The organism is Achromobacter xylosoxidans A8, assembly GCF_000165835.1.
Taxonomy (GTDB): Bacteria; Pseudomonadota; Gammaproteobacteria; order Burkholderiales; family Burkholderiaceae_B; genus Achromobacter; species Achromobacter xylosoxidans_B.
The window spans coordinates 884131-903413 of record NC_014640.1; the positions used below are offsets into that span (position 1 = coordinate 884131).

The following is a 19283-nucleotide window of genomic DNA, read 5'->3' on the forward strand; positions in this document are numbered from 1 at the left end:
CTGCCGCGGGGACGGAAGCGTCGGCGCAATCCTTTCGGTTTTCTGTGTCAAGCCGCCTGCAAGCCGCGCAGCGCCTGCAGAACCGCCACCCGGGTCTGCCCCAGCACCATGCCGTGCCAGTTTTCCTCGTTGCAATAAAACGCTTCCAGTGTGGTTTGCAGGATGGTTCTTCGTAACTCCTGGGAGGCCTCGGGATGCGCGTGCAGCCAGTTCCGGCCGCATAGCGCATGCACCATCGCGTCGAAGCGTACCGCCCCGAACACGATGGCCATCGAGGTCGGCAAGGACAACGGGCAGGCTTGATAGATCAGATCGGCGAGCTGGCCGGAGATATCGACTGACACCGAGTTGCCCTGGTAGGGGACGGTAATGTCGCTGCCCCACCATTGGCGCGCGCGGGATACCTCGGCATCGTCGTGGCGGCCGGCATAGAGCTTTTCGCCATGGCCGCGAGGCCCCCAACCGGTATGCACGTCGATCCAGCCGATATGGGTGCGTGTGCGCGCATGCTCGTGCAGGATGCGGCGCAGGTTCAATAGCGATGCCGCGGGGCGGTCGCCTCCGTAGAACAGGCCGTCGGCGTGCGTATACTGGCCGCGCGAGACAGCCTGCGCGAAGGCGGACTGCCCGTGCTCGGCGATGAATTGAGCGATCTGTTGCTGGTTTGATGGCGTGGGAGGCCATTCCTCAGGCAGCAGCAGGTCGTGTATCCGCGCATACTCAGGGTTCGCGGGCAGCGGCCGCCCATCGAAGGGCAGTCCATTGCGGTTCAGGTCTATATTGCATTCGTCGGTGCGCGCGATCCACGAATAACCGTAAGGATTGACCGCGTGCACTAGCAGCAAGGCCACGCCAGCCTCGCGTGCCCGGCTCAGCATGACGCTATCGTCCAGTAACGCCAGTTGGCAGCCCGAACCGCAGAAACCTTCCACTCCCAATACCGCGGAAGTCATGATGAGGATACGGTCGGCATCGGGATCGCCGATGTAGGCGACATCCGTGGCCAGCGCTTCGCCTTCCCTACCGGCGTGGTCGATGCCGTAGGAATGGAACGAATCGGCAAGCGGCCTGGCTGCCAGCGCAAAGCGCTCGCGCGCCTGGGCGTAGCTGCGGGAGAAGTAGCTGGCGCTGGTTCGCATCAAGCCTCCTGCAGACCGGAGAGAGCCTGCAGCACGGCGACGCGACTCTGGCCCAGGATCATGCCGTGCCAATCGGCGGCGTTGCAGTAGAACGCTTCCAGCGTGGCGTTCAGGATGGCGTCGCGCTTGGCGTCGTCGGCCCCAGGATGCGCAAGCAGCCAGTTGCGGCCGCGCAGCGCTTCGATCATGTCTTCAAAAGGCAGAGTGCCGAATTCCAGTGCCATCGGCGTGTGCTGGGCGTCGGGGCAGGTCTGGTAGATCAGGCCGGCCAACTGGCCGGTAATGTCCGCGGAAGCGGAGCTGCCTTCGTAGGGAACCGCGATATCGCTGCCCCACCATTGGCGCGCGCGTGCGACAGCGGCGGCGTCGCGGCGCCCCGCGTATATTTTTTCGCCGTGCCCGCGCGGCCCCAAGCCTGTATGCACATCGATCCAGCCGATATGCTTGCTACGGCTGCCGTGCTGCTGAAGGATATGGCGCAGGTTCAGCAGCGATGCCGTAAGGTGCGTGCCGCCGTAGAACAGGCCGTCGGCATGCGTGTACTGCCCGCGGGTCACGACCTGCGCGAACGCCGACCGGCCATGCTCGGCGATATAGGCATCGATCCGCGAGGCGTTCGCAGCCGTGGCTGGCCATTCCGCAGGCAGCAGCAGGTCATGTATCCCCGCGTATCCGGGGTTCTGGGGCAGGGGGCGTCCGTCGAAGGACTGGTCGTTGCGGTTCAGGTCGACATTGTCTTCGTTCGTGCGCGCCAGCCAGGAAAACCCATACGGGTTGATGGCGTGCACGAGCAGCACGGCCACGCCGGCTCTGCGGGCGCGCTCCAGCATGGCGGCATCGTCCAGCAGGGCGAGTTGACAGCCCGAGCCGCAGAAGCCCTCCACGCCATGTGTGGCGGAGGTCATTATCAGCAGCCGTTCAGCGTCGGTCGGGCCGATCAGCGCGACGTCGGTCGCCAGGGCTTCGCCGTGGCGGCCGGCGGGTTCGATGACATAGGATTGAAACTGTGTGGCCAGGGGTTTGGCCGCCAGCACGAAGCGATGGCGCGCTTCTTCGTAGCTGCGGGAAAAGTAGCTGGAACCGTGCTGCATTAGGCCTCCTGGCCGTCGATGTCGTCGTGGGTGCGGTCGTCAATCCAGAACAGCACCACCGTGGAGAGGGCTATGGCCACCATCAGGAACCACGCCGGCGCCATGGAATTTCCGGTCACGTGCAGCAGCCAGGTCACGAAGAACTGCGCAAAGCCGCCGAACACGGATATGCCCAATCCATACACGACGGACATGCCGGTCGTGCGCACGGCCTTGGGGAAGAGTTCGGGAAGCATCGTGAATGCGGGCGCCGACTGCAGGGCCACCAGCAGCGCGAACAGGGCGACGAGCAGCATCAGCCGCTCGGTGCTGGGCGCGGCCATCAGCCATTGGAAGCAGGGGAGCAGGACGATCAGGGTGGCGAGGCGCGACCAGAAGATCACGCGCTTGCGGCCGTAGCGGTCGGCCAGCATGCCGACGAACGGGGCAATCAGGAAGCCGACCGCGCCGAACACGACGCTGGCCGATAGCGTGGACGTGGCCGGCAAGCCCAGTTCCCGGTTGGCGTACGCCGGCATGTAGAAGCTGAGGATCTGCGTGCTGACCATGCCACCGATCAACAGCAGGATGCCCTTCAATATGGTGACCTTGTACTCGGCAAAGATGCGGCGCAACGGCTGGTGAGGGGTGGCACGGCGTAGTGCCGCAGGCTGGGGTTTGCCGGAGTCCGGGGGCGAGCTCGTCAGTGTTTCCTCAAGGTTGCGGCGGATGTAGGCGCCGACGGGCACGGTCAGGATGCCGATGACGAACGGCACGCGCCAGCCCCAGGCGTGCATCTGCTCGGTGGTCAACCCCATGGTCAGCAGCGTCACGACCAGCGCCCCAAGCATCACGCCTAGCGACTGGCTGCCGAACTGCCAGCTGGAATAGAAGCCGCGCTTGCCGCGCGGCGCGTGTTCGACCAGCAGGGTGGTCGAGGCTCCGACCTCGCCGCCGGCGGCGAAGCCCTGGATCAGGCGGGCCAACACCATCATGACCGGGCCGACCATGCCCAATTGTGCATAGGTGGGCGCCACGGCGATCAGGGCACAGCCCAGGCCCATCAGCCACAGTGTCAGCGTCATGGCCGCGCGGCGGCCGTGGCGGTCGGCATAGGAGCCGATCAGCATGCCGCCCACGGGCCGCATCAGGAACCCCACGCCGAAAGTGGCGGTGGTCAACAGCAATTGGCCGTAGCCCGAGGCGGCCGGAAAGAACAGTGGACCCAGCACCAGCATCAGGAAAGTGAAAACGGTGAAGTCGAAGAATTCGAGTGCGTTGCCGATGGTGGTGCCGGCGATGACGCGCCGGCGCATGGACGGCGTATGTAGTGAGTTGGTCGCAGCTGCTGCGATTGCGATAGACATGGTTTCCCCTGGTGTCTGTTTGAGGAGGAGCTGATCCGTGGTCCCGGGCCTTGGGCCACTCCCCGAAGGGCACTATACGGATGCCCTGAGATAAGAAAAAGACAGAAAATTTGTTTTGGTGCTCACATTTTTATATAGTGCGGCCCCCTTTTTTTTTGCACCAAATTTCCCTGATGCCGTTGGCAGTCCGATGGATGGATTGGACCTTGCATTGCATGTGCCTCGGGCTGCGTGGGCAGGATGGCTCTCAGGTTGTCGTGGGCTGCCTCTGGCCCTGCAGCGTCCATTCCCGTTGCAACTTGTCGTCGCGCAGATGGTCGCGCGGCCGGGTCTCAGGCATGGCCATGAATGTGTCGGAGGTGACGGCGCCGATGTCCTGAAGCGCGCGGTACGCCGTTGACTCACGCCAGGCGGCGGCAGCCTGGGGAGTGGGCCAGTGGGTGATCAGCAAATAGACAACACCGCCGGTTTCCGGCGGGGCGTCGTCGGGGCCGATGAGCTGGTAGGGACGGGCTTCGTACTCCCCCGTCAGGGTTTCCAAGGGGGAGGCGCCAATATCGGCCAGACAGGTCAGGATTTCTGTCAAGGCGCGGAGTTGCGCGTCGGCCAGGGGGATGGGGACAGTCAGACGAGTTTCGGTCATGACTTTTCCGGTCATGGCTTCACCGGGTGCGGGTTCGCGCCATTTGCGCATATAGACCGCTGTCCACCAACGGTCGTATGCTGCCTTCTGGGCAGCCTTGTGCCGCGGGTGGTTATGCCAGGCGTCCATTTGTTCGGCGCTGGCGAAGCGCACGCCTACATACCGCCAGGCTGAATCAAGGATTGCCCCGCCATACACCGATTCAAAGCCATCCTGGCTGACCGCGACAGGATGCAGTGCATCGTTGAAACGGGCGAAACCGTCCTCTTTGCCGGGAACGATCTTGAAGCCGCTCTCCAGCACGGTTCGCGTGGACTGCACGGGTGATTTCGTCATGTGATCCTCAATGTTGAAGGGAAATTCGGGCTTTACGGACTCACGCTGCCTGCGCGTCGATGTCGTCATGGGTGCGGTCGTCTATCCAGAACAGCACCAGCGTTGAAAGCGCCGTTGTCACCATCAGGAACCACGCTGGAGACATGGGGTTTTCAGTGGCATGCAGCAGCCAGGTCACGAAGAATTGCGCGAAGCCGCCGAACACGGAGATGCCCAGTCCGTACACCACCGACATGCCGGTCGTGCGCACGGATTTTGGGAAGAGTTCAGGCAGCATCGTGAAGGCCGGCGCCGACTGGAGGGCCACCAACAGGGCGAAGGCGGCGGTGAGCAGCATCAGCCGTTCGGTGCTGGGCGCGGCCATCAGCCAATGGAAACCGGGCAGCAGGATGGCAAGCGTTGTGACGCGAGACCAGAAGATCACGCGCTTGCGGCCGTAGCGGTCGGCCAGCATGCCGATGAAGGGGGCGCCTGCGAAGCCGAGAGCGCCGAAAACGACGCTGGCCGACAGCGTGGAGGTGGCAGGCAGACCCAGTTCCCGGTGGGCGTAGGTTGGAATGTAGAAGTTGAGGATCTGCGTGCTGACCATGCCGCCGATTACCAGCAGCATGCCTTTGAGTACGCTTGCTTTATGCTCGGTGAATATCCGGCGCAGGGGCTGATGCGTGGCGGTGCGACGCAAGCCCTTGGTGTGCGCCGGCTTGGCGGCCGGGGGCTCGACAGTCAGGGTTTCTTCCAGATTGCGGCGGATGTAGGCGCCTATCGGCACGGTCAGGATGCCGATGAAGAACGGGACCCGCCAGCCCCAGGCCTGCATCTGCTCCGTGGTCAGCCCCATGTTGAGCAGCATCACGACCACTGCTCCGAGCGTGACGCCGAGGGCCTGGCTGCCGTATTGCCAGCTGGAATAGAAGCCACGCTTGCCGCGCGGCGCGTGTTCGACCAGCAGGGTGGTCGAGGCCCCGACCTCGCCGCCGGCGGCGAAGCCCTGGATCAGGCGGGCCAGCACCATCATGACCGGGCCGACCATGCCCAATTGCGCATAGGTGGGCGCCACGGCGATCATGGCACAGCCCAGGCCCATCAGCCACAGCGTCAGGGTCATGGCCGCGCGGCGGCCGTGGCGGTCGGCATAGGAGCCGATCAGCATGCCACCCACGGGCCGCATCAGGAACCCCACGCCGAAAGTGGCGGTGGTCAACAGCAATTGGCCGTAGCCCGAGGCGGCCGGAAAGAACAGTGGGCCCAGCACCAGCATCAGGAAAGTGAAGACGGTGAAGTCGAAGAATTCGAGTGCGTTGCCGATGGTGGTGCCGGCGATGACGCGCCGGCGCATGGATGGCGTATGTAGCGCGCTGGGCGCGGCTGCGGCGATTGCGATAGACATGGTGTCCCCTCGTGTCTGTTGAGAGGGGTCGGCTCGTGATTCCGGGCCTTCGACTCCTCTTCGAGGGCACTATAAGGACGCCTTGGAATAAGAAAAAGACAGAATTTAAGTTCTAATGAATACTTTTTTTTATAGGGTAAATTACCCAGGAAATTCAGTGCAGATACCGGGGCGAGTGGCGTTTCTACCCCTGGGGACGCCGTGGCTGCCTAGCCGAGGCGGCGCTTCTGCCGCAGGCCGGCCTTGACTTCGGACCCGGGACTTCCGCTCGCAGGCGCCATACGGTTGCCATAGAATCAAAAAGACAGAAATCGGGTGCTGCGATCCGTTTTTTTTATATCTCCACAAATCCGCCGGAGCCGAACGCATGAACCTACGTCAATTGCGCGCCTTCACGCTGATTGCCGAGCATGGCAGCATCCGCGCCGCGGCACGCGCGCTCTCAGTAACGCAGCCTGCCGCGACACGCAGCTTGCGCGAACTGGAGCAGAGCGTGGGTGTCGAGCTGGTACGCCGCAGCGTCAAGGGCGTGGAACTGACGACCTACGGCGAAGCGTTGTACAAGCGGGCCATCGTCATCATGCAGGAGGCCCGGCGGGCTCGCGAGGAAATCGGACAGATGCGCGATGGCGAGGGCGGCACGTTGAACTTGGCCGTGAGCTCGGCGGCGCTGGTGGTCGTGCCGGACGCGCTGGTCGCTTTTCGCGCACGCATGCCGCGCGTGGCGGTTTCGTTCAATGAAGTGGCGCCGCCCTACAGCCATGAGCAGCTGGAGTCGGGCCGCTACGATTTTCTCGTGCAGACCGAGTACGACGGGGAGATCAGCGACGGCTTCGCGCACCGGCCGCTGTTCACGCTGCCGCTCGCGGTCGGTGCGCGTCTGGGCCACCCGTTGCGCAGGGCGCGCAGTCTGGCGGAACTGCATGACGCGCCTTGGCTGGTGCCAGGCAATTCGGAAGCTCCTGCAAATCTGTTGAGGATGGCCTTCGCCGCGCACGGCCTGTCCCTGCCGCGCGACACCATATCCTGTCATTCGGTGGCGGTTGCGTTGGCCATCATGGCCAAAAGCGATGCGCTGGGCATCTTCGTGCGCCCATTGTTCGAGCACGATCTCCTGCCGTCGAACATGCGCATGATGGCATTGGCGCACGAGCTTCCCTCTGCCCGGATCTCGATCCTGGCGAGGAAGGAATCGCCGCCCACGCCAGCCGCCGAGTGCTTTATCGATTGCCTGATCGCCACTCGGGACGCCATGGCCACCTCCAGCAAGGAAGGCCGTCCGGCGCGCAAGAATCCGGTCTACATGGACCTCGCGGAACCTGTTCGTCCATGAGACCGGCATGCGGGGCGCGGGTCAACGCGCCGCCCTGCTGCGTTTGGGCATGCTCGCGCCCAGCAGCACCATGAGTTCCCGATGGTTGCGTACGCCCAGGTGCTGGAACGCCCGGTAGCGATACGTCAGCGCGGTGGTCTCCGATACGCCCATTTCGCGAGCGGCCTCCCGGGTGGTCAGGCCGTCCAGCACATGCGTGACCAGTTGCCGTTCGCGGCCCGATAGCTTGGTCATGAGCTGTACCTGCAGCGGCTGGTCAGCGGGCGCGCGCCGGGTCACCTGGACATGGCGCATGACGGCCGCCGCAATCAGGGGAGCGTGCTGCGACATGCGCTCGAAATCCTTGGGGCCATAGTCGGGATATGAGAAATTCCGGTGCAGGCTGACCGCCACCCGATAGCCGTCGGGAAACACGGCCAGCAGCGACATGCGCTCGCGGATGCCGGGGTCGTCGTAGCAGACGCGGCGGTAGTGCGCATCCGCGACCTCTGCCGCGAACTGGTGCCCGATCCACAGCTGGCGCGCTTTCGCCGGCTTGCGCCTGGACAGCCAGATCATGTTTGAGTCCTGCTTGTCGAAGCCCAGGCGCATGTATTCGATGGCGGTCAAGGTCGCCACTTCGCCGATGGCGCTGGCGCTGGAAACGGCTTCCACGCGGCCGCTGCTGCGCAGCGCGAATACCGTGCAATGGCTGGCGGGCACCGTAGCGCCCAATGCGTCCAGCACCTCGGCGGCGAAGTTCTCGGCGCCGATGGCATTCATCAGCGCGACACTCAGATCCTGGCCGGGAGGCGGGGGGCGCGGCGGCAGCGGCAGCAGTTTCATAGCGGGTTAGCCTGTCCTGATTAATTAGGACATATTAACGAGTCCGCCCCAGCAGAATATGACGCAAGCCAATACGGTTGTTTGATGACACGATCAGGACTTGCGCATGCCCCTAGAAAGAATCGGACCCTTCGAGTACCGGCGCTTCCCGCCCTCGCTTCCCCCGCTCGCGCCGCCAGGCGAGGAGGCCCGGCATCATCGCGTGCTGATCGCAGGCGGTGGTCCGGTGGGGCTGGCGGCAGCGTTGGGATTGGCCAGGCTGGGCATAGACAGTGTCGTGATCGAGGCCGACGACTCGGTCTGCGAGGGCAGCCGCGCAGCCTGTATTTCGCGCCGCAGCCTTGAAATCCTGGAGCGTCTGGGCGTGGCGCCGGCCTTCATGGAAAAGGGCCTGGCCTGGACGCGGGGCCGCAGCTATTACGGCACCGAGGAAGTGCTGGTGTTCGATATGCCGTCGTCGCAGGGCGACAAGTACCCGCCGATGATCAATCTGCAGCAGTACTACATCGAACAGTTCCTGCTGGATGCCATCGACGAAATCAACCGCCGTTTCCCGGGACGGGTGGATATCCGCTGGGCCAGCAAGGTGTCCGAATGCAGGCCCGACGCGGCCGGCGTGACGCTGCGGATCGAAAATCCGCTGGGAAGCTACGACACACGCGCCGATTGGCTGCTGGCCTGCGATGGCGGCCAGAGCTTCATACGCGCCAGCCTGGGCCTGGAGCTGAAAGGCACCGGCTACCAAGGCCGCTATGCAATCGTCGATATCGAACTGGCGAGCGAGCATCCGGCGGAGCGCCGCGCCTGGTTCGATCCGCCCTGGGCGCGCGGAACCACCATATTGATGCACCGTCAGCCGGACAACATCTGGCGCGTGGACTACCAATTGAAGGCCGGCGCGGACGCAGCGCAAGCCTTGCAGCCGGACCCGGTGCGCGCCTTTGTGCAGACCCATCTGGATGCCATCGGCGAAGGGCATCTGCCGTGGGCGCCCGTGTGGACTTCGGTCTACCGCGCTGGCGCGATGACGCTGGATGCCTATCGTCATGGTCGCATCCTGTTCGCGGGCAACGCCGCGCATGCCATGCCGATTTTCGGCGTGCGCGGGCTGAACTCGGGCTTTGACGACGCCGACAACCTGGTCTGGAAACTCGCTGCCGTGTTGCAAGGGAAGGGCACGGAAGCCCTGCTGGACAGCTATTGCAGCGAGCGGCGGCAGGCCTTCCACATCAACGCCGAGAACGCCATGCGCAGCACCGAATTCATGTCGCCGCCACATCGGGGTTTCGATCTGATGCGCGAGGCCAGCCTGTCGTTGGCCGGCCGGCATCCGGGGATTGCGCGCGTGGTCAATCCGCGGCAGACGCAAGCCCTCGCCTATGCGCATTCGCCGCTGTCGACGGAAGACGAGGGTGGCGGCGCATGGGCGCCTGGCGCGCCGTTGGTGGATGGCCAGACTGCGGATGGCCGACACCTGACCGATCTGCTGACACCTGGCGGTTTTACTTTGCTGGTGTTCGCGTCATGGCCGGAGCAGCACGCGCTGGAAGCGATGACGGCCTCGGCGGCGTGGCGATTCCTGCCTTGCCACTGCGTCGCGTTTGCGGCCGCCGATGCGATGTGGCCCGGGTCCGAGGCCGGCATGGCCTACCTCCTGAGGCCTGACGGCCATGTTTGCGGCCGGTGGCGTTCGCCGTCGCTGGACACGGTGCTATCCGCCATCCAACGCGCCTGCGGCGCACCAGGAGCCATCCAATGATTGAAGACGCCGCGGTCCAGGATCGCATCTACGCCCGTTGCAGCAACGCCATCGCTACCGCGGGGCGCGGACGCGAGTCCCTGTTTTTGGCACGCCTGGCCTTGCTGCTGTTCGAGCAGGTCCAGGACGAGCAGCGTTGCCTGGACGCCATCGAGCAAGCCTTGCGCGATTTGCCCAACCCTTCGCTTTCAGCCGATTGACCGGCGACGACCATTCCAAAGGAGACAGACTTGAATCGACGCCATTTCCTCGAGGCGCTGGCGGCCACGGCCTTGACCGCTGCCGCGCCGCTGGCCCGCGCCCAGGGCAAGTATCCAGAACAATTGATCAAGTGGGTGGTGCCGTATCCCGCTGGCGGCGGCACCGACAATCTTGCGCGCACGCTGGCGGAGTCCATGCGCGCCGCGTTGGGGCAGCAGATCATCATCGACAACCGGCCGGGCGCCGCGACCAACATCGGCGCGGAGCAGGTCGCGAACGCCAAGCCCGATGGCTATACCGTCATGTCGGCGGATAACGGTGTGTTGGCCTTCAATGAGCACTTGTTCCGGAAACTGGCTTTCAGTCCGGAAAAGGATTTCACCTACATCGGCGCCATCGGCAAGTTTCCGCTGGTGCTGGTGGTGCACCCGGCGTTTCCCGCCGCGGACTTCAAAGCCTTCATGGCGCGCGTGCAGGCCGAGCCAGGCAAGGTGGACTATGCCTCGGTCGGCAACGGCTCGCCGCATCATCTGGCCATGGAACTGTTCCAGAGCCGCACCGGGGCGCGCCTGACGCACGTGCCTTACCGCGGCGCCGCCCCGGCCATGCAGGATGTGATGGGCGGGCAGGTCCCGGTGATGTTCCTGGACCTGGCTTCGGGAGCGTCCATCATCAAGGCCGGCAAGGTCAGGCCGCTGGCCATCGGTTCGCAGGTCCGTTCGCCGCTGCTGCCGGACGTGCCGACGCTGGCCGAACTGGGCGTGCCGGACGCGGAGGTTTTCGCATTTCAGGGCATGCTCGGCCCCAAGGGGATGCCGGCGCCAGCGGTCGCGCGCCTGAACCAGGAACTGAACGCCGCCCTGGCCAACCCCAACGTGGTCAAGCGTTTTGCCGAGTTCGGCTTTGAACCCCTGCCTGGAACGCCCGATGAATTCAGGGCGCTGGCGCGCGCCGAATCGGCCCGTTGGGGCGAAGTCATCCGCGCCAACAAGATCTCGCTCGATTGAGGAACCCTATGGACCATACTGCCGCCCGTCCCGTGCAGGGACTGCATCATTTCGCCTGGCGCTGCCGGGATGCCGAGGAAACCCGGCGCTTCTACGAGGACTTGCTGGGCTTGCCGCTGGTGCATGTCATCAAGAAGGACTCCGTACCCAGCACCGGGGAATTCTGCCCGTACGTGCACATCTTTTTCCGCATGCGCGACGGCTCCTGCATCGCGTTCTTCGACCTGGGCGACCAGACCGCGGCGCTGCCGTCGCCGAACACGCCGGGGTGGGTCAACCACATCGCCCTGCGGGTGCCGGAGCGCGACGATCTGCTGGCGATGAAGGCGCGGCTCGAAGCCCATGGCGTGGAGGTAGTCGGCGTTACGGACCACGATAGCTACATCGAATCGATCTACTTCTTCGATCCCAATGGCTTGCGGCTGGAGCTGACGGTCGAAGTGGCGGCGCCGGAAGTTGTCGAGGGTTACGTGCGCGAGGCCCGTGCGGCGCTGGACCTCTGGACCCAGGATAAGCGCGGTCTTGCGGCGGCGCCGGGGAGGCTGGCATGACGCAGGCGGCTTTGCCATTGCGCGTGGCGACGCGCAGGGACGGTACGCGCGACGGGGAACTGATGCTGGTGAGCGCTTGCGGGCAGCGCTGGGCGTCCGCCGGGCCCGGCGCCGCCACGTTGCAGGTCCTGCTGGATGATTGGGATGCGTTGGCGCCGCAGCTCGTCCGCCGCAGTCAGGAACTCGACACGAGCGAGTGGGCCGGCGCCGGTGCGTTCGATGGGGGCCAATGCATGGCCCCGCTGCCGCGGGCCTACCAGTGGGCGGATGCCTCGGTCTACCGGAATCATGCGCGGCTGATCTACCAGTGGCGCCGGGAGCCCATTCCGCCGCGCTATGAGGAGGAGCCGCTGGTGTACCAGGGCGGGTCGGACGTGATGCTCGGGCCGGAAGAGCCCATCGTGGCGGTCGACGAGGCCCATCTGATCGACCTGGAAGCCGAGGTTGCGGTGATTACCAAGGATGTGCCCATGGGCGCCAGCGCGGCGCAGGCAGCCGGTCTGATTGCCCTGGTGGTCCTGCTCAACGACGTTTCCCTGCGTGGGCTGATCCCGGGTGAACTTGCCAAGGGTTTCGGCTTCTATCAGAGCAAGCCCGCGACCAGCTTCGCGCCCATCGCGGTGACGCCGGACGCACTGGGCAGCGCCTGGAAGGACTGCATGCTGGACCTGCCCGTGCGTATAGAGATCAATGGCGAGCGTTTCGGCGAGCCGCATGCCAATAGCGAGATCGTCTTCAATTTCGCCCAGATCATCGCGCACCTGGCCAGGACGCGCAGCCTGGCGGCGGGCAGCATCGTCGGCGCGGGGACCATCAGCAATGCGGATCCTGCCGCGGGCAGCGCCTGCATCACCGAAGCGCGGGTCCGCGGCCAGCTCGACGGCATGCCTGAAGAGCGCCTGCCGCCCTATCTGCGGCGCGACGACCGGGTCCGCATCTACGCGCGCGGGCCGGATGGCGGCATGCCCTTCGGCGCCATCGACCAGCGCGTGGAAATCGCAGGGGGAGGGCGCTGACGGGGGATGTCAGGACAGGGTGCGGGCCGGCATGGCCGAGAGATCGTGCAGGCTCAGGCCGCAGCTGCGGGCGCGTTCCGCCATCAATTCGCTATGCGCCAGGGCGCGCCGACTTTCCTCCAGCAGCACGTCGAGCTGTTCCTGCAGGCTGGCCGCCATGGTCCAGGCGCGCTCGGCGAACAGGGCCGAGAAGGTGTCGGCGCAAGCCTTGCAGATGGCTGCGCCGTTCTTTTCGAGCAGCGGGGCGCCTTGCGCAAGCGTCGATTGGCAAAAAATGCAGGCGAGAGCGCGGTTCATGCAGGGCGGCCGGTCCTGAGGTTGGAGGGGCGCGCTACCCGGCGGGTACTTGCGCCATCACATCAATGGACTACGGCGCTGGCGGCCGACTCTTAAATCGACGGGCACCTTAGTCCACGATGAAGCCCCCCGGGCCCGACTGGCCCAGCAGTTCGCGGGCGCACTGCGCGGCCTGGCCGACGGTGGCCACGGCCAGGAATGGCACGCCGAAGGCGCGGGTCATTTTTTCGCCGCGCTTGCGGATCTTGTCCAGCGCTTCGGCGTCGCCTTCCACCGCGATGAATGCGCGGCAGCGGGCCTTCAGGCGCGGCATGTTGGCGGTCTGCCATTCGATCATGGCCTTGCGGTCGGCTTGGCCGGCTTCCTGTCGCATGTCGGGCACCACCATGACGAAGTGCCGGGGGTTGTCCACCAGCATCTCCATTTCGCGTATCCAGCTGGCGGAATAGCCGTCGGGCGCGCCGCCATGCCTGGCGGTGACGATGGGAAACTGGGATAGGTCGTGGAAGAAAAACTGTTCGTGGTTCATTCGAATTCTCCGTGAGGAAGGGCGGCGGCGTCTTTGCCGCAGCCGCAGTGGCCGTAAAGCACCAGGCTGTAGGAGTCCAGCAGAAAGCCGCTGTGCTTGGCGATCTTCCTGACCAACTGGCCCATGGCCGGGTCGCTGGACTCCAGGACCCGTCCGCAATCGGTGCAGACCAGATGGTCGTGGTGCCCCTTGTCATTGAGCTCGTACACCGTGGTGTGGGCGTCGAGCTGAGTACGTTTGAGCAGGCCGGCGCCTTCAAGTTGCGTGATGACGCGATAAACCGTGGCCAGGCCGATGTTGCTGTGGTCCGAGAGCAGGTGGCGGTATATGTCGGCCGGGCTCATGTGCAGGCCGGCGTGCTGATAGAAGAGATCCAGGATCTTCATCCGCGGGAAGGTGGCCTTGATGCCGGCATGGCGCAGCCTTGAGTGGTCCATGGGGGTTCTCCTTGCGGGGCTGATATCCAGGTGAGAATGATGTACATTTCCAACTGGATCCGCTCGCCGGAAACCGTCAACCTGTAGCTCAAACCTGCCAACCATGCTTCATGTGGCCGTGGCGCCTCCCCTGCCGGACGTATTGCTGACGCCGTTCAGCGTCCAGGGGCGGCGCGAATCCAAAGGTATTGCCGTGCCCTCTCATGTTCATGACGAGGGCATGCTGGTGCTGGTGCACGAGGGGCTGGTGGTGGTGCAGGCGGGCGCTCAGGTCTGGACGGTGATGCCGGGCAGCCTGGGCTGGATTCCGCCGGGCGTGCAGCATGGAGCACGCTGGTTCGGCGAGGCGCGCGGTTCGTTCCTGTACGTGCGCCGCGATGCCTGCGGGCGCCTGCCGGACCGCTGCCGGTCCTGGCCCGCGTCCCGGTTGATCGAAGCCTTGATGGAGCGCTTTACCTCGGTCCAGCCGAACACCGCGTTGTCTCCCGCCTACCAGCAGCAGCTGTTCGACGTGCTGCTGGAAGAGCTCAAGCAGCGCGAGCATGAGCCCGTGCTGCTGCCGATGCCCGCCGATGCGCGCTTGCAGGATCTGGCGAATACCTTGCTGGACCGGCCCGACGACACTGCCGGCATCGACGAATGGGCGCAGCGGCTGAACATGTCCTCGCGCACGCTGATGCGCCGCTTCCGCCAGGAAACCGGCGTCACGCTGGGACAGTGGCGCCAGCAGGCCCGCCTGCTGCGCGCCCTGGAACTGCTGTGCCGCGGCGGCTCGGTCACCGAGGCCGGCTTGTCGGTGGGCTACGAGAGCACCAGTGCCTTCATCGGCAGCTTCCGCGCCGCATTCGGCGTGACGCCCACGCGCTACCTGGCCGAACGCGAGTAGGGTGGCCCCTGCTGCGCGCTTTACGGATCTTCACGGTTCTCCGACAGTTTTGCCGATCTTCCCGAGCACCCCTTGCCTAGTATGACGCCAGGGTTGGACAGGACTTTTCGTCCTGCCCGCCATGCATCAGGGGTGTTTCATGAATGACTTGTTTTTTCTTGCGTTGGCGCCGGCCAGGAGCGCGCCGTGAGCCAGCAACGCGTCGGCGCACTGCTCATCCACGGCTTGGGCGGCACCGAATTCGACATGGGCGCCATGCACAAGGTGCTGGCGCGCGCCGGGATCGAGCCCCACGGCGTGACCTTGCCCGGCCATGCCGGTTGTCCGGAAGACCTGCTTGATGTGCGGGTCGAGGACTGGATGGCGGTGGTCACGCAGCGCTATCGCGAACTCTGCGCGCAGTACGAGGTGCTGCACGTCATCGGGATGTGCCTGGGCGCCTTGCTGGCGGTGGAACTGTGCAAGCGCGAATCGCACACGCGGGGCGCGCTGGTGTCGCTGTCCGCGCCGGTATTCCTGGATGGGTGGAGCACGCCCTGGTATCGGGCCTTGCGTTATCTGGTGTACCGCCTGCCGGGCCTGCCGCGCCGGATGCGGGTGCGCGAAGAGGATCCATACGGCGTGAAGAGCGAGCTGGTGCGCGCTTTCATCAAGGCGGGCTTTGCGCGCGGCGACGGCTTCCATTATCAATGGGTGCCGCTGGCTTGCGTGCGCCAGGTGGACCGGCTGCGCGGCATGGTCCAGCGGGGGCTGGAGCGCATGCGCTGTCCCACCTTGATCATGCACGCGGAAGAGGATGAACTGACCAGTCCGCGTTCAGCCCGTTTCCTGGCGCGGCGCATACCGGAGGCGACGGTGGTGATGCTGCAGGACAGCTACCACATGATCTGTGTGGATCAGGAACGCGAGCGCGTGATGCGCAACGTCCTGGGATTTTTGGGCAAGGACCCGGACATCGTCCGGATGCGCAGACGTTCGCGCGTGCCCGACGCCGATACCCATCCCACGCCGGCCATGCTGGCGCAAGCCAGCCATTCCTGCGCGGGCTGAAAGCTGTTGCCTCAGGCTGCGGCGGGCTGGTCGGGGTGCATGGGGCCTTGCGGGTCGTTCTCGGCGTCCGGCCGCGGCGGCACCGGGGACAGCCCCAGCGTCAGCCGCAGACGTTGGCAATCGGGGTTGGGCGAACCGTCGGGCATCCAGATGTCGAATTCCCGGCAAGGCGTGGGGCGGTTCTCGTAAATGGCGCAATGGATGCCGGGCTGGCCGAGTTCGCCGCGCAGCGAGATGCAGCGGCCGCCGCCGGTTTCCGTGCCCTTCATGCAGGCGCGCAACGGACTCATCTGGGTGACCAGCTCTACCGGCACGTGGCCGCCGTTTTCGCCGGCCAATTCGCCGCAATAGAACGACACCCTGAAATGCGCGCAGCATGCCCCGCAGTCCAGACAGGGGTTGGCGGCCGGATCGTCGCCTGCCAGCACGGCGGGGGAGACGAAGGAGATGAGCGAGGACTCTAGCAGGGTCATGGAGCGCGGAAGGCTGAAAACCTGTCCAGGCCCCGGCAAGCTCGCAAAACGGGCCGCGTGTCGCGGACCCCCATACAGCGCCGGGACGCGCGTGGACAGGGCCGGCGCGGGATCAGGGCTGCAAATATTAGCGGGATATGATCGGCGGCCGCCATGATTTTTTTGCCCTTTTATCGGGGACGTTGCTGCGGTAGCATCGGTAGCCCCGATAGCGGCCAGGAGCCTGCCCTTGAACGCCAAAACCGAATCCCCCGACGGCCTGGTCCGTTGCGGCTGGGTGGACACGTCCGCCGAATACATGGCCTACCACGATACCGAATGGGGCTACCCCGAGGGCGACGACCGGGCGCTGTTCGAGCAGCTCTGCCTGGAGGGGTTCCAGTCGGGCTTGAGCTGGCGCACCATCCTGTCCAAGCGCGACGCGTTCCGCCGCGGTTTCGCCAACTTCGAACCCGCCAAGGTGGCGCGTTTCGGCGAAAAAGAGGTGCTGAGGCTGCTGGGCGACGCGGGCATCGTGCGCCATCGCGGCAAGATCGAAGCCGTGATCAACAATGCCGCCCGCGCGCTGGAGATGATCGAGCGGGAGGGCTCGCTGGGCGCCTACCTGTGGCGCTTCGAAGCGCCAAAAGGGGCGCCGTCCACGCGTGGCGCCTCGACTTCGGCGCAATCCGAGGCCCTGTCCAAGGCGTTGAAGAAACTGGGCTGGAAGTTCGTCGGGCCCACCACGGTCTACGCCTTCATGCAGTCGGTGGGCATGGTGAATGACCACAGCCCCGATTGCCATTGCCACGCCGCCAGCGAAAAGGCCCGCAAGGCGTTCAAGCGGCCGGCGTAGCGGCCGCCGGGCGGGGGTTCAGGCGGCCGGCTTTTCGCTGGAGCCGGACGATTCGGCAGCCTGGCCTGGCAGGCTGTAGCGGCCTTCGCGATAGGCCCAGCTGGGCCACAGCGCATGCGCCAGCGCTTCGGCGGCCAGATCCGGATCCAGCGGCATGGGCGCGTATTCCTCGGGCGCCGTATAGCGGTACTGCAGCGGCGTCTTGTTGGGCGCCATCACCAGCAGCTCGTCTTCCTTCAGGTAGCCGTAGGTGCTGTCGTATTGCATGATGGCCCGGCCCGGCGTGCTGCGGGTGAGGTCATGGCCGATCATCGGATGCTCTGTGTCCACGCCTATCAGCGACAGCAGGGTCGGCGCCAGGTCGATCTGGCTGATCAGGCGGTCGTCGCGCCGCGGCTCGATGCCGGCGCCCAGGATGACGGCCGGAATGTGGAAGTGGCGCACGGGCACCAGGCTGGCGCCGAAGACGCGGGAATCGTGGTCAGCCGCTACCAGGAACACGGTGTTCTCCCAGTACGGCGAGGCCTTGGCGCGTTCGAAGAACCGGCCCAGCGCCCAGTCGGCGTAGCGCACGGTGTTTTCCACGGTGGCCGGGTTGCCGTCGGTCTGGATGCGGCCCGCCGGGTACTCCCAGGGCGAATGGTTGGACACGCTGAAGGCCAGCGTGAAGGTGGGCTGGTCGCCGTCTTCGCGCAGCAGCCGGTCCAGCTGGTTGAACATGTCCTCGTCCGAGGCGCCCCAGGTGCCGACGAAGGCCGGATCCACGAAGTCGGAGCGGTCCACGATCTGCTTGAAGCCGTTGCCCAGGAAGAAGCCCTTCATATTGTCGAAGTGCGATTCGCCGCCATAGATGAAGCGCGAGTGGTAGCCATGGCGTCCGAGCAGGTCGGCTAGCGAGAAGAAGCCGCGCTGCGAGCGCGGCAGCTTCAGCACCGCCTGGGCGGGGGTGGGCAGAAAGCCGGTGACCACCGCTTCCAGTCCACGCACCGAGCGGGTGCCCGTGGCGTAGGCGCGGGTGAAGGTCCAGGCCTCGCGCGCCAGGGCGTCCAGCTCCGGCGTCAGGTCGGCGCCACCCAGGCCGGCGCAATACTGCGCGCCCAGGCTTTCTTCCAGGATGATCACCAGGTTGAGCGGCCGCGCCGTCTTGCGGCTGGCCGGCTGGCGGTGCAGGCTGGGGTAGTCCGGGTTGGCGGGCGGGTTGGGCAGGCCGGCCTGCGCCAGCACCAGCCCGTGCATCTTGTCGTCGTCCATGCCGCCGTACACGGCCGAGGCGGACTTTTCGTTCTTCATGCTGTAGACGGCGTAGAACACGTTGTAGAGCGAGTTCAGCGCCAGCGTGTTGAGCATGCCGTCCGAGCTGTAGGCGACCGAGGACGGGTTGATGGGGCGATGGCCCAGCGTGCCGCGGATGGCGAGGATGACGATGGCCAGGATCGCCAGGCTGGCCAGCGGCATCTGCCACCAGCTCAGCGGCGCGTCGGGCTGGGCGTGGCCGAACAGGCCGTAGGCGCCCCAGCCGATCAGCGCCACGACCGCCAGGCCGCCCACCAGCGCGCCCTTGTAGCCGCGCCAGAGCATGCCGGAGACTTCGCGGGGATGTTTCAGATACTCGACGAACAGCCGGTTGGGGCGGGAGTCGTATTCGATGATGAAGGGCGGCGTGGCCACTTCCAGGAAGGCCAGCAGGATGAAAGCGACCAGGTACCAGTAGCCGGCCAGGGTGGCGGCCAGCGGGATGTGGCCGAACAAAGGCGACAGCACGGCCGGCAGCGCCGCCAGCACGGCGATCTGGTGCGCATCGATGCGCAGTCCGCCCAGCAGCAGGGGGATCAGCCCCCCGGCATCGCGCACGCGCTTGGACTGCCAGGCGGCCAGCGCCAGGCGGCTGAGCGTCAGCAGCGCAAACGCCGCCACCACGAAAATCAAGGTCGAATGCCGCATCGGGCCTCCAGGTTGTTCTGCTGCCCGGTCCGATGGGCCGGGGTCTGTCGTTCAGGCATTTGAGCGGTGCCGGCGTCGAAAATTCGGTAGGCGCCGGTGCTCGGGTCACATTTCGCAGCGCGCAGCCATTTCGTTTTGTAACTGGCTGCTGCGCGGCCAGGCACGCGCCATGCTGGGCAAACCCCGGGCGACGCGTGCCGA

20 protein-coding genes are annotated in these 19283 nt (G+C 65.5%); 9 read left to right on the forward strand and 11 right to left on the reverse strand.

From position 1 onward, the window contains the following. Window positions 1-47: 47 nt before the first annotated feature. From AXYL_RS04105 to AXYL_RS04125, 5 genes are all read right to left on the reverse strand, one after another. Window positions 48-1139, reverse strand: a complete 1092-nt coding sequence (locus AXYL_RS04105) for a M14 family metallopeptidase (RefSeq protein WP_013391561.1) — start codon at window positions 1137-1139, stop codon at window positions 48-50. Continuing rightward, complete coding sequence (locus AXYL_RS04110) at window positions 1139-2230, reverse strand: M14 family metallopeptidase (protein ID WP_013391562.1); 1092 nt, start codon at window positions 2228-2230, stop codon at window positions 1139-1141. Before AXYL_RS04110 ends, AXYL_RS04105 begins: the two co-directional genes overlap by 1 nt. After that, window positions 2230-3576 carry an MFS transporter gene (locus AXYL_RS04115; RefSeq protein ID WP_013391563.1) on the reverse strand — a complete coding sequence of 449 codons (1347 nt, stop codon included), beginning with the start codon at window positions 3574-3576 and terminating at the stop codon, window positions 2230-2232. Before AXYL_RS04115 ends, AXYL_RS04110 begins: the two co-directional genes overlap by 1 nt. A 247-nt stretch (window positions 3577-3823) precedes the next feature. After that, entirely contained in the window at window positions 3824-4624 is an 801-nt protein-coding gene (locus tag AXYL_RS04120) for an antibiotic biosynthesis monooxygenase family protein (RefSeq protein WP_237709976.1), read from the reverse strand. Further along, window positions 4596-5942: an MFS transporter gene (locus AXYL_RS04125; protein WP_013391565.1), complete on the reverse strand. Its 1347-nt coding sequence runs from the start codon at window positions 5940-5942 to the stop codon at window positions 4596-4598. Before AXYL_RS04125 ends, AXYL_RS04120 begins: the two co-directional genes overlap by 29 nt. Window positions 5943-6309: 367 nt before the next feature. Here AXYL_RS04125 and AXYL_RS04130 point away from each other — a divergent pair, with 367 nt between their 5' ends. After that, window positions 6310-7275, forward strand: a complete 966-nt coding sequence (locus AXYL_RS04130; protein WP_013391566.1) for a LysR substrate-binding domain-containing protein — start codon at window positions 6310-6312, stop codon at window positions 7273-7275. Window positions 7276-7296: 21 nt separating this feature from the next. On the opposite strand, the gene AXYL_RS04135 is transcribed toward AXYL_RS04130, so the two are convergent. Then, window positions 7297-8100: a helix-turn-helix transcriptional regulator gene (locus AXYL_RS04135; RefSeq protein WP_013391567.1), complete on the reverse strand. Its 804-nt coding sequence runs from the start codon at window positions 8098-8100 to the stop codon at window positions 7297-7299. Between the two features lie 106 nt (window positions 8101-8206). Between AXYL_RS04135 and AXYL_RS04140 the strand changes: the two genes are divergently transcribed. From AXYL_RS04140 to AXYL_RS04160, 5 genes are read left to right on the forward strand one after another with little or no spacing between them, the layout of a single operon-like run. After that, window positions 8207-9859 carry an FAD-dependent monooxygenase gene (locus AXYL_RS04140; protein ID WP_013391568.1) on the forward strand — a complete coding sequence of 551 codons (1653 nt, stop codon included), beginning with the start codon at window positions 8207-8209 and terminating at the stop codon, window positions 9857-9859. Next, complete coding sequence (locus AXYL_RS04145) at window positions 9856-10059, forward strand: hypothetical protein (RefSeq protein WP_013391569.1); 204 nt, start codon at window positions 9856-9858, stop codon at window positions 10057-10059. The genes AXYL_RS04140 and AXYL_RS04145 overlap by 4 nt, the downstream gene beginning before the upstream one ends. A 30-nt stretch (window positions 10060-10089) precedes the next feature. Continuing rightward, window positions 10090-11067 carry a Bug family tripartite tricarboxylate transporter substrate binding protein gene (locus AXYL_RS04150; RefSeq protein ID WP_013391570.1) on the forward strand — a complete coding sequence of 326 codons (978 nt, stop codon included), beginning with the start codon at window positions 10090-10092 and terminating at the stop codon, window positions 11065-11067. A gap of 8 nt (window positions 11068-11075) precedes the next feature. After that, window positions 11076-11618 carry a VOC family protein gene (locus AXYL_RS04155; RefSeq protein ID WP_013391571.1) on the forward strand — a complete coding sequence of 181 codons (543 nt, stop codon included), beginning with the start codon at window positions 11076-11078 and terminating at the stop codon, window positions 11616-11618. Beyond that, window positions 11615-12634 (forward strand): fumarylacetoacetate hydrolase family protein, encoded by a 1020-nt coding sequence (locus AXYL_RS04160; RefSeq protein WP_013391572.1) that lies wholly within the window; start codon window positions 11615-11617, stop codon window positions 12632-12634. Before AXYL_RS04155 ends, AXYL_RS04160 begins: the two co-directional genes overlap by 4 nt. A gap of 9 nt (window positions 12635-12643) precedes the next feature. Here AXYL_RS04160 and AXYL_RS04165 read toward each other — a convergent pair whose 3' ends face one another. From AXYL_RS04165 to AXYL_RS04175, 3 genes are all read right to left on the reverse strand, one after another. Further along, a complete protein-coding gene (locus tag AXYL_RS04165; RefSeq protein WP_013391573.1) occupies window positions 12644-12931 on the reverse strand; it encodes an MSHA biogenesis protein MshH in 288 nt (95 codons plus the stop codon). A gap of 109 nt (window positions 12932-13040) precedes the next feature. Continuing rightward, window positions 13041-13460 carry a hypothetical protein gene (locus AXYL_RS04170; RefSeq protein WP_013391574.1) on the reverse strand — a complete coding sequence of 140 codons (420 nt, stop codon included), beginning with the start codon at window positions 13458-13460 and terminating at the stop codon, window positions 13041-13043. Continuing rightward, the gene (locus AXYL_RS04175; RefSeq protein WP_013391575.1) at window positions 13457-13897 is read right to left on the reverse strand and encodes a Fur family transcriptional regulator; all 441 of its coding nucleotides are present in this window, start codon (window positions 13895-13897) and stop codon (window positions 13457-13459) included. Before AXYL_RS04175 ends, AXYL_RS04170 begins: the two co-directional genes overlap by 4 nt. 103 nt (window positions 13898-14000) lie before the next feature. On the opposite strand from AXYL_RS04175, the gene AXYL_RS04180 reads away from it, so the two are divergent. Together AXYL_RS04180 and AXYL_RS04185 are read left to right on the forward strand one after the other, a co-directional pair. Further along, the gene (locus AXYL_RS04180) at window positions 14001-14783 is read left to right on the forward strand and encodes a helix-turn-helix domain-containing protein (RefSeq protein WP_013391576.1); all 783 of its coding nucleotides are present in this window, start codon (window positions 14001-14003) and stop codon (window positions 14781-14783) included. 186 nt (window positions 14784-14969) lie between these two features. Beyond that, window positions 14970-15833, forward strand: a complete 864-nt coding sequence (locus tag AXYL_RS04185; RefSeq protein WP_013391577.1) for an alpha/beta hydrolase — start codon at window positions 14970-14972, stop codon at window positions 15831-15833. Window positions 15834-15844: 11 nt separating this feature from the next. Here AXYL_RS04185 and AXYL_RS04190 read toward each other — a convergent pair whose 3' ends face one another. After that, on the reverse strand, window positions 15845-16306 hold the full coding sequence (locus AXYL_RS04190; protein WP_013391578.1) for a YkgJ family cysteine cluster protein: 462 nt from the start codon (window positions 16304-16306) through the stop codon (window positions 15845-15847). A 229-nt stretch (window positions 16307-16535) separates the two neighbouring features. Here AXYL_RS04190 and AXYL_RS04195 point away from each other — a divergent pair, with 229 nt between their 5' ends. Next, complete coding sequence (locus AXYL_RS04195; RefSeq protein ID WP_013391579.1) at window positions 16536-17141, forward strand: DNA-3-methyladenine glycosylase I; 606 nt, start codon at window positions 16536-16538, stop codon at window positions 17139-17141. Window positions 17142-17159: 18 nt separating this feature from the next. Here the strand turns inward: AXYL_RS04195 and AXYL_RS04200 are convergent, their stop codons facing one another. After that, window positions 17160-19082, reverse strand: a complete 1923-nt coding sequence (locus AXYL_RS04200; protein WP_013391580.1) for an LTA synthase family protein — start codon at window positions 19080-19082, stop codon at window positions 17160-17162. Window positions 19083-19283: the final 201 nt, after the last annotated feature.

Coding starts and splice junctions, on each gene's coding strand:
- AXYL_RS04145 (WP_013391569.1), top strand. CDS start 9,856: ATGATTGAAGACGCCGCGGTCCAGGATCGCATCTACGCCCGTTGCAGC.
- AXYL_RS04180 (WP_013391576.1), top strand. CDS start 14,001: ATGCTTCATGTGGCCGTGGCGCCTCCCCTGCCGGACGTATTGCTGACG.
- AXYL_RS04175 (WP_013391575.1), bottom strand. CDS start 13,897: ATGGACCACTCAAGGCTGCGCCATGCCGGCATCAAGGCCACCTTCCCG.
- AXYL_RS04135 (WP_013391567.1), bottom strand. CDS start 8,100: ATGAAACTGCTGCCGCTGCCGCCGCGCCCCCCGCCTCCCGGCCAGGAT.
- AXYL_RS04105 (WP_013391561.1), bottom strand. CDS start 1,139: ATGCGAACCAGCGCCAGCTACTTCTCCCGCAGCTACGCCCAGGCGCGC.
- AXYL_RS04190 (WP_013391578.1), bottom strand. CDS start 16,306: ATGACCCTGCTAGAGTCCTCGCTCATCTCCTTCGTCTCCCCCGCCGTG.
- AXYL_RS04170 (WP_013391574.1), bottom strand. CDS start 13,460: ATGAACCACGAACAGTTTTTCTTCCACGACCTATCCCAGTTTCCCATC.
- AXYL_RS04140 (WP_013391568.1), top strand. CDS start 8,207: ATGCCCCTAGAAAGAATCGGACCCTTCGAGTACCGGCGCTTCCCGCCC.
- AXYL_RS04200 (WP_013391580.1), bottom strand. CDS start 19,082: ATGCGGCATTCGACCTTGATTTTCGTGGTGGCGGCGTTTGCGCTGCTG.
- AXYL_RS04130 (WP_013391566.1), top strand. CDS start 6,310: ATGAACCTACGTCAATTGCGCGCCTTCACGCTGATTGCCGAGCATGGC.
- AXYL_RS04110 (WP_013391562.1), bottom strand. CDS start 2,230: ATGCAGCACGGTTCCAGCTACTTTTCCCGCAGCTACGAAGAAGCGCGC.
- AXYL_RS04120 (WP_237709976.1), bottom strand. CDS start 4,624: ATGACGACATCGACGCGCAGGCAGCGTGAGTCCGTAAAGCCCGAATTT.
- AXYL_RS04155 (WP_013391571.1), top strand. CDS start 11,076: ATGGACCATACTGCCGCCCGTCCCGTGCAGGGACTGCATCATTTCGCC.
- AXYL_RS04165 (WP_013391573.1), bottom strand. CDS start 12,931: ATGAACCGCGCTCTCGCCTGCATTTTTTGCCAATCGACGCTTGCGCAA.
- AXYL_RS04125 (WP_013391565.1), bottom strand. CDS start 5,942: ATGTCTATCGCAATCGCCGCAGCCGCGCCCAGCGCGCTACATACGCCA.
- AXYL_RS04160 (WP_013391572.1), top strand. CDS start 11,615: ATGACGCAGGCGGCTTTGCCATTGCGCGTGGCGACGCGCAGGGACGGT.
- AXYL_RS04115 (WP_013391563.1), bottom strand. CDS start 3,576: ATGTCTATCGCAATCGCAGCAGCTGCGACCAACTCACTACATACGCCG.